Annotated in this window: 7 protein-coding genes, 7 tRNA genes and 1 pseudogene; 13 read left to right on the forward strand and 2 right to left on the reverse strand. The window is 41.5% G+C overall.

Going from position 1 to position 11,704, the window contains the following annotated elements; translation table 11 throughout:
* Nucleotides 1-10 precede the first annotated feature (10 nt).
* On the forward strand, nt 11-283 hold the full coding sequence (locus tag L1266_RS06560) for an oxidative damage protection protein (protein ID WP_036970432.1): 273 nt from the start codon (nt 11-13) through the stop codon (nt 281-283).
* Nucleotides 284-332: 49 nt separating this feature from the next.
* Here L1266_RS06560 and L1266_RS06565 read toward each other — a convergent pair whose 3' ends face one another.
* The gene (locus L1266_RS06565) at nt 333-3,095 is read right to left on the reverse strand and encodes an ATP-binding protein (RefSeq protein WP_235377126.1); all 2,763 of its coding nucleotides are present in this window, start codon (nt 3,093-3,095) and stop codon (nt 333-335) included.
* Between the two features lie 259 nt (nt 3,096-3,354).
* Between L1266_RS06565 and L1266_RS06570 the strand changes: the two genes are divergently transcribed.
* The 7 genes from L1266_RS06570 (at nt 3,355) to L1266_RS06600 (ending at nt 4,397) form a co-directional block, all read left to right on the forward strand.
* Nucleotides 3,355-3,430, forward strand: a tRNA-Phe gene (locus tag L1266_RS06570).
* Between the two features lie 70 nt (nt 3,431-3,500).
* A tRNA-Thr gene (locus L1266_RS06575) sits at nt 3,501-3,576 on the forward strand.
* 105 nt (nt 3,577-3,681) lie between these two features.
* Nucleotides 3,682-3,757, forward strand: a tRNA-Phe gene (locus L1266_RS06580).
* A gap of 57 nt (nt 3,758-3,814) precedes the next feature.
* Nucleotides 3,815-3,890 (forward strand) — tRNA-Thr (locus L1266_RS06585).
* A 114-nt stretch (nt 3,891-4,004) separates the two neighbouring features.
* A tRNA-Phe gene (locus tag L1266_RS06590) sits at nt 4,005-4,080 on the forward strand.
* Nucleotides 4,081-4,129: 49 nt separating this feature from the next.
* Nucleotides 4,130-4,205, forward strand: a tRNA-Thr gene (locus tag L1266_RS06595).
* 116 nt (nt 4,206-4,321) lie between these two features.
* Nucleotides 4,322-4,397, forward strand: a tRNA-Phe gene (locus L1266_RS06600).
* A gap of 268 nt (nt 4,398-4,665) precedes the next feature.
* Here the strand turns inward: L1266_RS06600 and L1266_RS22245 are convergent.
* Complete coding sequence (locus tag L1266_RS22245) at nt 4,666-4,791, reverse strand: hypothetical protein (protein WP_268842717.1); 126 nt, start codon at nt 4,789-4,791, stop codon at nt 4,666-4,668.
* Nucleotides 4,792-4,911: 120 nt separating this feature from the next.
* Between L1266_RS22245 and L1266_RS06605 the strand changes: the two genes are divergently transcribed.
* From L1266_RS06605 to L1266_RS22485, 5 genes and pseudogenes are all read left to right on the forward strand, one after another.
* Complete coding sequence (locus tag L1266_RS06605; protein ID WP_235377127.1) at nt 4,912-6,318, forward strand: efflux transporter outer membrane subunit; 1,407 nt, start codon at nt 4,912-4,914, stop codon at nt 6,316-6,318.
* 2 nt (nt 6,319-6,320) lie between these two features.
* Nucleotides 6,321-7,619, forward strand: a complete 1,299-nt coding sequence (locus L1266_RS06610) for an efflux RND transporter periplasmic adaptor subunit (RefSeq protein WP_235377128.1) — start codon at nt 6,321-6,323, stop codon at nt 7,617-7,619.
* Entirely contained in the window at nt 7,619-10,699 is a 3,081-nt protein-coding gene (locus L1266_RS06615) for an efflux RND transporter permease subunit (RefSeq protein ID WP_187490259.1), read from the forward strand. Before L1266_RS06610 ends, L1266_RS06615 begins: the two co-directional genes overlap by 1 nt.
* Nucleotides 10,700-11,230: 531 nt before the next feature.
* Nucleotides 11,231-11,545, forward strand: a complete 315-nt coding sequence (locus tag L1266_RS06620) for a transposase (RefSeq protein WP_194442986.1) — start codon at nt 11,231-11,233, stop codon at nt 11,543-11,545.
* Between the two features lie 41 nt (nt 11,546-11,586).
* Nucleotides 11,587-11,704, forward strand: a pseudogene (locus L1266_RS22485) (IS3 family transposase); the annotation flags it as partial.

The following is an 11,704-nucleotide window of genomic DNA, read 5'->3' on the forward strand; positions in this document are numbered from 1 at the left end:
GAGAGCAATTATGGCACGTACAGTATTTTGTCAAAAGTTACAAAAAGAAGCTGAAGGCTTAGGCTTCCAACTATACCCAGGTGAGCTTGGTGAAAAGATTTTCAACAACATCAGTAAAGAAGCGTGGGGCCAATGGCAACACAAGCAAACAATGCTGATCAACGAAAAACACCTGAACATGATGGACCCAGAGCACCGTGCTTTTTTAGAAGAGCAAATGGTGGGTTTCTTATTTGAAGGTAAAGACGTAGAAATAGAAGGCTACCGTCCACCAGAAAAATAAGCGCATAATCAAAAGTAAAAAGGGCCGTAATGGCCCTTTTTGATCTGTATTATTCAGCTTCTTGTTCGGCTTTGTTAATTTGTTCTTTTAAGAACTGAGCCACCTTAGAGTATTCAATTTCGAAACTATCTCTAAGTGCAATTAATTCGTCGCTTGTAGGCTCGCCTTCTTTGCAGGTTTGTTCAAATCCAGCGGCAAGCTCAGCAACCTTCATTGCTCCTATGGTTTTCGAAATTGACTTTAGCTGATGGCAAGAAGTAATAATTTTATCTAAATCATATTCTATAACCCCAGCGTTTACCTCTTTACTGAGTTGATTACTCTGTTCTAAATACATCTTAAAGAAACGTAGCTTCTTCGCTTCATCATTGACATATTTACCTAGCACATCCATATCAATTGGTGTTGTAAGTTTTTTACTTTCCAATTTTGCAGCTTCTGGGTTTGCTTTATAAGCACATTTATGAAGTGTTCCTTCAAGCACATTTAGCTCAACAGGTTTTGTAATGTAATCGTTCATGCCTATGCTTAAACAACGCTCTTTTTCACCTTTAAGCGCATTAGCTGTTATAGCAATTACATAAGGCTGGGCGTTGATATCTTCAAGTTGCGATGCTTCATGGCGTATTTTTTCTACCATATCGTAACCAGACATTTTTGGCATGTGTAAATCAGTTAAAATAATAGAGTGCTTACCTTCACGCCATGCTTCTAAACCTTTCTTACCATTTTCAGCCATTTCAACACCATAGCCTAGTAGATGTAGCTGATCGGTCAGCACTTGCTGATTTAGCACGTTATCTTCAACAAGAAGCACTAACTTGTTTTCTTCACGAGCCTTATCAACACTTAGGTAGTCGTTAAATGATTTGGTAGAAGAAATTTGTTTAGGCTTATGTAATCCAGCTGCCACGAGAAGTGACATCATAAAGTTTGACTTACATAATGGTACTGCATTTAGATAAAAAATATTCTTATGATTTACGGCAGCTTCATCTAATCTACTTAAGACGATAACTTGCTGATTATTATCTTCTAAAGTGTAAAGTAAGCGACGTAAGATATAGTTAATATCTTCCATGGTTTCGATCCCATCAAGGATCCAAATCAGCTCTTTTCGGTCCTGCTCAACTTCAATTTGCTCATTGTTTTGGGCGATAACTGGTGTTGCCCCCATAAATGATAAATAACGTGTCAGTAATTTTTTTCGACCGTCATGATTAGAGACCACAACAACTCTTTGATCTTTCATGACTTGTTTGTGAGCATAATCAACTTTACCTTGCGTACTAAAAGGTAATTCAACGACAAACTCACTGCCAATACCTAAGTCACTGGTTACAGAAATTGTACCCAACATTAGTTCGGTTAAGCTTTTACAAATCGATAAACCTAACCCTGTGCCACCGTATTCGCGGGTTATTGACCCTTCAGCTTGAATAAATGGATTAAATATTTCGCGAAGCTGCGCTTGCGTCATCCCTTTACCGTTATCTAATACACTAAAGCGTAATGTGTAGTGATCAGTGGTGTTTTGTGCAACCTCCACCGAAATTTTTACATGACCTTTTTGCTTGTCGTCTGTGCTAGTGAACTTAATTGCATTACTACATAGATTGTAAAGTACTTGGCGAACTCGTACCGTGTCGCCAATTAGGTTTGTTGGGATATCGGGCGCAATAGCGAGCTCTAGCTCAAGGTCACGCTTTTTGGCAACCGATGATAAAACACGGGCAACTTCTTCAATCGTGTCAGATACTGAAAAAGGAATGTTATCGATATTTAATTTACCCGCTTCGATTTTCGAGAAATCGAGAATGTCATCTAATATCCCTAATAACGAAAATGCAGAATCACGAATAATTGTACTTAGTCTATGTTGCGCCCCATCAAGCTCTGTTTGGCGAAGTAAATCAATTGTGCCAATAACACCGTTCATTGGTGTGCGAATCTCATGGCTCATGGTAGCCAAGAAAGTGGTTTTAGTTTCGTTTGCTTGTTCAGCTTTTAGAGTTGCTTGCTCAAGAGCGAGAGTACGATTTTGTACCTCTGTCTCTAGGCTGTTTTGTAATTTTTGTAAATCAGCTTGTGCTGCTTTGTTCTCGGTAATTGCTGATTCAACTTTTTTAAGTAATTGATTTACATGCTTTGCGACAGAGTCTAGGCCAAAGTCAAGGGTTTCAGTTACTTGCCCTTGGTAGTCCGCATTATCAGTAATAGCTTTTAGCTCTTTATTTAACGATGAACTGCTTTTACTAAAACGCTTATTGATAAAAATACTCAGCGCAACAGATAATATAATTAAAGCTAGAAGCGTTAAGCCAGCAAGACCGATTGAAAGCACAGAAGATTGTGTAATAGGCTGCTCAATAGGGTGTTGTTTCACAATTAACTCGCCAACAGGCTGGTCATTAAATTCAAGAACAGTATGTATTAGTGTTTTTTCAGCTAGTTGTTGATTGACTTTAGTGGGTTGAATAAGCTCTTTGTTGTTTGCATAAACTAAAGAAACATCACCGTTAAACTCGTATCTATATAAATAGTAATCAAAGCCAGTATTAAGAAGTAAGCTTAAATCCAGTACTTCTTTTACTTTATCTTGCCCTGGCATTGTTAAAGCACTAACAAGAGGGGCACGCAATTGATTTGAAACTTGAATGGCCGTTAAATTTGGCTGCAACTCTTTTACTGGTGCTTCATCATTAGTTGGATAAAACGAAAAAGCAACGACCGCTAACAGGGTGATGACGAGATTCGTAATTATAAAAAGCGGTAGTAAGCCTTTTACAGGTGAATTCGATTTACTTGGCATGGTTCTTATCCAACAATTTTACAGCTAGGTACATTTCCTTGATATTTAGACAATCCTACCATCTGTGAAGAAAAATTCATCACGTTTTTAACAGAGGTAACTCTTTTATGATGAGAGTCAATTTAAAAGCATAAAAGTTGTTGGTTAAATAAGCTAAAAACTATTGAAAACAGCAATCTTGATTGAAAACTGTGCAAACAGTTAGAATCCTCAAAAAAAAGTTGACTTGAGAAGGCAAAACCCGTTTAATACGCCGCACGCCCAGATAGCTCAGTCGGTAGAGCAGAGGATTGAAAATCCTCGTGTCGGTGGTTCGATTCCGCCTCTGGGCACCATTATTTAGTATATTGGTGTTTAACTTATGATTTAAACATCAATATCGTGCCAAGCACACAGATTTAGTGTGCCGACTTAGCTCAGTTGGTAGAGCAACTGACTTGTAATCAGTAGGTCATCCGTTCAACTCGGATAGTCGGCACCATTTATTTTTAAACGAAAGTTTAAAATGCCCAGATAGCTCACTCGGTAGAGCCATTGGGAATTGCATTGAAAATCCTTGTTGATTTTCTGCATAAAACTAAATTTTGCCCAGATAGCTCAGTCGGTAGAGCAGAGGATTGAAAATCCTCGTGTCGGTGGTTCGATTCCGCCTCTTGGCACCATTATTTGATAATCTCTTTTAAAGTGATTATAGTGCACAACGCACACAATTTTAGTGTGCCGACTTAGCTCAGTTGGTAGAGCAACTGACTTGTAATCAGTAGGTCATCCGTTCAACTCGGATAGTCGGCACCATTTATTTTAATAGTTAGCATTTAGCTAATTTTTTTGCCCAGATAGCTCACTCGGTAGAGCCATCGGGAATTGCATTGAAAATCCTTATGGATATTCTGCATAAAACTAAATATTGCCCAGATAGCTCAGTCGGTAGAGCAGAGGATTGAAAATCCTCGTGTCGGTGGTTCGATTCCGCCTCTGGGCACCATTATTTATAATCACAACGTGATTAAGTGCATAGCACACAAATTCAGTGTGCCGACTTAGCTCAGTTGGTAGAGCAACTGACTTGTAATCAGTAGGTCATCCGTTCAACTCGGATAGTCGGCACCATTTATTTAAACATCAAGCATCTAGCTTTTTGTTATGCCCAGATAGCTCAGTCGGTAGAGCCATCGGGAATTGCATTGAAAATCCTTGTGGATATTCTGCATAAAAAACTAAATATTGCCCAGATAGCTCAGTCGGTAGAGCAGAGGATTGAAAATCCTCGTGTCGGTGGTTCGATTCCGCCTCTGGGCACCATTAATTTAAAGCCTCGCAATCGCGAGGCTTTTTTGTTTTACCCCCTCCAAAGCACGATTTTACTTCCCGTAGGCGTGAAATTTAAAGAGCTATCAGCTTTCAGCCGTCAGCTATCAGATTGAAAAGTTAGCGAGTTAGAAAGGGGAAAGAGTAAAGTTAGATTGTGCCCGCACATTACTATGGCTAAACCCGGTGCCGTAGGCGTGAAATTTATTTCGCGCGAATAAGAATAATAAGTACTTGTATAAAAGAAAAACTACATGGAAGATTATCGATAGCTGATAGCTGATAGCTGATAGCTGATAGCTGATAGCTGATAGCTGATAGCTGATAGCTGATAGCTGATAGCTGATAGCTGATAGCTGATAGCTGATAGTTTGCAACTTACCTCCATTTTCCTACCATTCATCGTCGTCAAATGTCAGGCAGTGTAATGTTATGTAAAGTCAGTTGAGCAAAACTTAACGTGGTGCTTGAATTACACTCATAAATAGATGTTTTTCAGGTTTTTAGAATGAATTGGCAATATAAGCCGAGTTTATTGGCCTTAAGTGTAATTTTGCTAAGTGCATGTGCGAGCCAGCCGACTCACAATGAACGAGTTGCTGAGCTTGAGACAGTACCAAGTGCATGGCAGCAACTCCCTTCTAGCGACAAAGCGCTTGCTGTTGAAGATAACTGGTTGCAGCAATTACACGACCCTCAAGTTTTTACTTTAGTTGAGCAAGCATTAGCCCATAACCAAGCGATTTTACAAGCGGGCTATGATGTCGCGATTAAAGAGCAGCAGCTTATTGCTGCTGGGGCTGATTTATGGCCAAGCCTTGATTTATCAACACGTGCGAGCCGTAGTAAAGATAACCGCCCTGTTAGTTATAACAACGCCAGCTCAGCATCATTAGAATTAAGCTACGAAGTTGATTTATGGGGTAAATTATCAGCCTCAGAACGACAAGCAAATCTTGAATACCTAGCTGAAAAAGCCACATTTGAGCAAAGCAAACAACAGTTAGTTGCTGATGTGGTAGCGGGTTGGTTTGATGTTATTACGAATCACAAATTACTTGAACTATACAAGCAGCGTGAGCAAAACGCAGAAAAAAATTTAGATATTATTGAGTCAGGTTATCGTCAAGGTTTAAATGAAGCGCTTGATGTTTATCTTGCTCGGAATGAGCTAAATACTGAGCGCTCAAACATTGCCGCACAGCAAGCAACGTTAACTAAATCAATTCGTGATTTAGAGCGTTTAACAGGCCAATACCCAACTGGCGCGTTAAGCGTTAGTGCAGATTTACCTCTACTCGACAGTGCCATTCCACTTGGTTTACCTTCAGAGCTTATCACTCGCAAACCTGAGTTAATGGCAAGCTGGTATCAATTACTTAGCACCGATGCTGGGCTTGCTTATGCGCATAAACAGCGTTTTCCGAGCTTGAATCTTTCTGCATCAATGAGTGATAGCACAGATAGAGTGAGCGACTTATTTTCGCCTTCAAGCTTAGCGTGGTCGTTGATTGGTAGTATTTCGATGCCAATTTTTGAAGGTGGTCGCTTAAAAGCCAATGAAGAACAAGCAAGGTTAAACGTTAAGCGCCAAGAGCAGGCTTATCTTGCCACACTTTACGATGCCTTTAACGATGTTGAAACAGCCATCAGCCAAGAGCAAGCGCTTAAAGTACGCTACGAAAAAACCTTAGAAGCGCAAGAAAATGCCATTACCGCAGAGGCATTAGCGTTTGAACAATATCAAAGTGGTTTAGTTACCTACACCACGGTACTCGATGCACAAGACCGTTCGTTCAATGCGCAAAGTTCGGTAATCGAACTTAAAAACCAATTAATTATCAACAGAATCAACTTACATATTGCCCTTGGTGGTGATTTTAGTGAAGCAAACAGCGAAGTAGCAGAGCAATAATCATGAATAGCAAGACACGTAAAATTTTAATTCCATTGGTAGTGATCGTTGTGACGGTACTGCTTGTCATGTTTATTAAAGGCAACCCGCCTCAAGCAAACCGCTTTTCTTCACCGCCAAAAGCAAAAGTAAATGTGGCAGTTAAGACCCTGACACCAGAAACCTATCAGGTGATGATTGATAGTTTTGGCACCGTAAAGCCACGTACGCAAAGTATGCTGGTCGCGCAGGCTTCAGGGCAAATTATCGAAATTAGTGAGCAATTTCGTGAAGGTGGCTTTTTCGAAAAAGGCGATGTGTTGTTGCAATTAGATGATAGAGATCACCGCGCCGAAGTAAAATCAGCACAAGCAGCTTTATTAACCGCTGAGCAAAGTCTACTTGAAGAGCAAGCTCGTGGTCGTCAAGCAATTACCGATTGGGAGCGCTTAGGAAAGGGTGAACAAGCAAGTAGCCTGGTACTGCGTAAGCCACAACTTGCAGCTGCCGAAGCAAGTGTATTGTCTGCCCAAGCGACGCTTGAAAAAGCGAAACTTGATTTAGAGCGTACAAAAATCACTGCTCCATACGCGGGGCGAGTTTTAAGCCGCAGCGTAGACTTAGGTCAGGTGGTGAGTAATAACATGGAACTTGCCAGTATTTATGCCATTGATCGTGTTGAAATTCGCTTACCAATCAAAAATAAAGATCTGCCGTTCATTAACTTACCAGAACAATTTCGTGATGGTGCTAAAAATAGTGCCGGTTCACTCGTTAAATTTAGCTCAGATCTTGTTGGTAAACAGCAATGGCAAGGTCAAGTTATTCGCACCGAAGGTGCCATTGATGAAAGCGCGCAGCAGCTTTATGTGGTTGCACAAATTAATGACCCTTACAAAGCCACTTCAGCTAATCAATATCCAATTAAAATTGGTCAGTACATCAAAGCGCAAATTACTGGCAAGGCGGTTGAAAATGCCATAGTGATCCCAAACAGTGCAATTTACCAAGGCACCTATGTTTATGTTGAAGAGCAAGGTGTGTTGCGTCGCAAAAACATCTCACTGGCTTGGCAAAACGCGACTCAAGCTATGGTTGCCGAAGGCTTATCAGCAGGAGATCACTTAGTGATTACGCCGCTTGGTCAAGTTAGCTCAGGTACCCAAGTGACGGTAATGGGAAGCGAAGCGTATCAAGCTACGCGTGGTAAAGCACAGCGTCCAAGCCGTGAAGAGCTTGAAAAGCAAGCAAAAGAGCAAGGTATTACAGTTGAAAAATTAATTGAACAACGCCGCGCTGCTCGTAAGCAAGGAGCGCAATAATGATAGCTTGGTTTACAAAGAATCATGTTGCAGCAAACTTATTGCTGATCAGCATTTTATTAGCGGGGCTATTTAGCGTATCGACGCAAATACCACTTGAAGTGTTCCCGTCATTTGAAGCAGACCGCATTAGTGTTAGCGTGACCCTACGTGGCTCGACACCTGAAGATGTTGAAAAAGGTGTCGCTATCCGTATTGAAGAAGCGGTGCAAGATCTCGAAGGCGTAAAGCGCATAACTAGCCGCTCATCAGAAGGCTCTGCCTCGGTATCAATTGAAGTCGATACCGGCTATGACCCACGGGAGCTATTAGCCGATATAAAAAGCCGGGTTGATGCCATTAATACTTTTCCGGTTGATGCCGAAAAACCAGTTGTAGCCCTCGCGCAGCGCACTCGTGAAGTAATAGCGGTTACTGTGTCGAGTGAATACGGCGAAAAAGAAACTTTAGAATATGCCGAACATGTACGTGATGACTTATTACGCTTGCCAGAAATCACTCAGGTAGAGCTAAGTGGGGTGCGAGATTACGAAATTGCCATTGAAGTAAGCCAAGATACATTACGCCAATATGATTTACGCTTATCGGACATTTCTTCAGCAATTAGTAATTCAAGTACCGATGTTTCTGCTGGTAACTTAAAAACCGAAGGGGGAGATGTACTCATTCGTTCAAAAGGCCAAGCCTATCGTAAAGATGAGTTTGCCCAAGTTGTGGTGAAGTACCAAGCTGATGGTACCATTATTCGCCTAGGTGATATTGCCCGTATTACCGATGACTTCGAAGAAACCCCAGTCCGTACTCGCTTCAATGGTAAGCAAGCGGCATTTATTGATGTGTATCGTATTGGTCCGCAAAGTGCGATTGAAGTTGCAGATGCGGTAAAAAATTACATTACCGAGCATCAAAGTCAGCTGCCTGAAGGGTTTGAGTTAAGCTTTTGGGATGACGACTCTGAAATCGTGAAAAGCCGTATTGCGACGCTAACAACCAATGCTATTCAGGGTGGCATTTTAGTTCTTGCATTACTTACCTTGTTCTTGCGTCCTGCCATTGCGTTTTGGGTGTTTATTGGTATCCCTGTGTCATTCATGGGCGCGTTTTTAGCGATGCCAATTTTTGGTATTACGCTTAATGTAATGAGTTTATTTGGTTTTATTTTGGTACTTGGTATTGTTGTTGATGATGCCATTGTGACCGGTGAAAATGTCTACACCCACCTAAAAACAGCCGAAAGTGGTGAGCAAGCTGCTATTCGTGGTACGCAAGAAGTTGCGACACCCGTTACCTTTGGTGTACTTACAACGGTTGCAGCATTTTTACCATTAGCCTTTATCGAAGGTAACCGTGGTGCCTTATTTGCGCAAATTCCTGTTGTCGTTATTCCGGTATTACTGTTCTCTTTAATAGAGTCAAAATTTGTTCTGCCGGCTCACTTAAAGTACTTAAAACTACGAAGTGAAAAAAGTAATCCGTCAAAACTGCAGCAGTTTCAGCAGCGTTTTGCCGATGGCTTTGAACACGCCATTATGAAGTACTATCAGCCGCTACTAAATGTTGCGCTAAAGAATAAATTAGCAACGGTCAGCTTGTTCGTAGGTATTTTCTTTATCATTTTGACCCTGATCACCAGCGGTTGGACAAAGTTTATATTCTTCCCGCGTATTCCAAGTGAAACCGTTCGCGCAGAGCTAACATTCCCTGCAGGAACACCGTTTGAAGTGACCAACAAATACATCATCGATATGTCAGATAAGGCCAAAGAGCTACAAGACAAGTATCGCGATGAAGATGGTCAAAGCGTGATTTTAAATATTTTGGCAACCACAGGTGGCCGTGGTGGTTCATCAAATACAGGTAGTGTGCGCTTTGAAATCACACCAGCCGAAAAACGTGAATCAGATATTGGCTCTCGAGAGCTTGCCAGTGAATGGCGTGACCTTATCGGTATTATACCGGGCGCAGAGAGTGTAACTTTCCGTGCTGAGTTTGGTCGCAGTTCAGACCCTATTGATGTGCAGCTAAGCGGCAGTTCAATCGACACCCTTGAAGCTGTAGCAGAAAAGGTAAAAGAGCGTTTAGCTACTTACCCAACTGTTTACGAAATTGCCGATAGCATGTCAGATGGTAAAGACGAGCTGCAAATTGAGCTAACAGAGCAAGGTTTGGCACTTGGTTTAAACCGTGTTGATGTATCGCAACAAGTGCGTAATTCGTTCTTTGGTGCGCAAGTTCAACGTATTCAACGTGGCCGCGATGATGTGCGTGTAATGGTGCGTTTACCAATTGAAGAGCGCCGCTCAGTTGCTGATTTAACAGATATTTTAATTAAAACCCCAACGGGTGGCACAGTACCATTGTCGCATGTGGCGACCTTAGTACCGGGGCAAAGCCCTTCGTCGATTTATCGTATTGATCGCTATCGCACGTTGAATGTGACAGCTGATGTTGAAAAATCAAATACCAATATGACAGTACTGCAAGCAGACTTAAAAACTTACTTAGATGAGCTAATGGTGCAATACCCTGGTGTTGATTACTCGCTCGAAGGTGAAGCCAAAGAGCAGCGTGAATCATTTGGTTCACTCGCTTGGGGCCTGGTGTTTGTATTCTTTATTATTTATGCGTTATTAGCGATACCGTTTAAATCATATATGCAGCCATTAATTGTGATGAGTGTTATTCCGTTTGGTATGATAGGTGCGGTAATGGGTCACTGGGTAATGGGCATGGAGTTAACCATTATGAGCCTACTTGGCATGCTAGCCTTGATAGGCGTTGTAGTGAATGACTCATTGGTACTGGTTGATTTTATTAATAAGAAGCGTGAAGAGGGCGGTGATTTACTTGAAACCGTTAAGCTCGCCGGTGCGGCACGCTTTCGCCCAGTAATGCTAACCAGTTTAACCACCTTTATTGGTTTAATGCCGCTGTTATTTGAAAAAGCAACGCAAGCACAATTCCTTATTCCAATGGCGGTAAGCCTTGGATTTGGGATTATCTTCGCAACGCTTATCACCTTGCTATTAGTGCCAGTTAATTACCTACTAATGGAGCGCTTTCAGGGATGGTTTAAGTAGGGTTCGATAGGTTGAAAACATGTGTGTTGGGTAGAGTGAAGTGAAACCCAACGCACAGGAGCAATCAGCTTTCAGAACAAAAAAGTTAGCGAGTTAGAAAGGGGAAAGAGTAAAGTTAGATTGTGCCAGCACATTGCTATGGCTAAACCCGGTGCCGTAGGCGTGAAATTTATTTCGCGCGGTATTTCTTAAATAACGGGTAAGTCGTAGGTCGGGCTTTAGCCCGTCAATTAAACGATTATGTGTCGCTATAAATGACGACCCACAGTGCTTGACTCATTAGCTCGTAGGTTGGTTAGAGTAGAGCGAAACCCAACACACAGGAGCTATCAGCTTTCAGCCGTCAGCTATCAGATAAAACATATAAGGTAGTCAGTTAGCGAGTTAGCAAGGTGAAAGAGTAAAGTTAGTACCGTAGGCGTGAAATTTATTTCGCGTGAATAAGAATAATAAGTTCTTGTACAAGAGAAAAACTACAGGGAAGATTGATCTGACTCCATAAAAGTAGACACCTTTTTGGAGTCAGTAATCATGAAAGTAAAGTCACAGCGTAGATATTCCCTCGAATTTAAAATAAAAGTCGTTCAAGAGTCGTTAGACACCACAGATACAGTTAAGATGGTCGCTAATAAGTACGGTATTCATCCTGACATGCTATCAAGTTGGAGAAGTCACATGACCTCGAAAAAGAAAACGGCAAAGCCACTAAAGAACCAAGGCCCTGACAAATCATACGCAGATTTAGAACGCCAAATTCGTAAGCTTGAGAAGCAACTCGAAGATGCTCAGTTGGAGAATGACGTTTTAAAAAAGGCGAAGGTCTACTTCGACAGCCTAAAAGAATAAGGTTCGAATATATCCACAAGGTCACAGACGCTAAACGCACAGTGAAGAAGTTGTGCAGTTGGTTATCTGTGTCGCCGGCTGGGTATTATAAATGGTTAAAGCAATTACCTAGCACACGCCATAAAGAGAACAGTTCGTTACTGAAATTTCTAAAGCATG

The organism is Pseudoalteromonas sp. Cn5-37 (assembly GCF_021532495.1).
Taxonomy (GTDB): domain Bacteria; phylum Pseudomonadota; class Gammaproteobacteria; order Enterobacterales; family Alteromonadaceae; genus Pseudoalteromonas; species Pseudoalteromonas simplex.

Excerpts from the sequence above, each read along its gene's own strand:
- L1266_RS06560 (WP_036970432.1), top strand. The coding sequence starts at position 11 with ATGGCACGTACAGTATTTTGTCAAAAGTTACAAAAAGAAGCTGAAGGC.
- L1266_RS06565 (WP_235377126.1), bottom strand. The coding sequence starts at position 3,095 with ATGCCAAGTAAATCGAATTCACCTGTAAAAGGCTTACTACCGCTTTTT.
- L1266_RS22245 (WP_268842717.1), bottom strand. The coding sequence starts at position 4,791 with ATGGAGGTAAGTTGCAAACTATCAGCTATCAGCTATCAGCTATCAGCT.
- L1266_RS06605 (WP_235377127.1), top strand. The coding sequence starts at position 4,912 with ATGAATTGGCAATATAAGCCGAGTTTATTGGCCTTAAGTGTAATTTTG.
- L1266_RS06610 (WP_235377128.1), top strand. The coding sequence starts at position 6,321 with ATGAATAGCAAGACACGTAAAATTTTAATTCCATTGGTAGTGATCGTT.
- L1266_RS06615 (WP_187490259.1), top strand. The coding sequence starts at position 7,619 with ATGATAGCTTGGTTTACAAAGAATCATGTTGCAGCAAACTTATTGCTG.
- L1266_RS06620 (WP_194442986.1), top strand. The coding sequence starts at position 11,231 with ATGAAAGTAAAGTCACAGCGTAGATATTCCCTCGAATTTAAAATAAAA.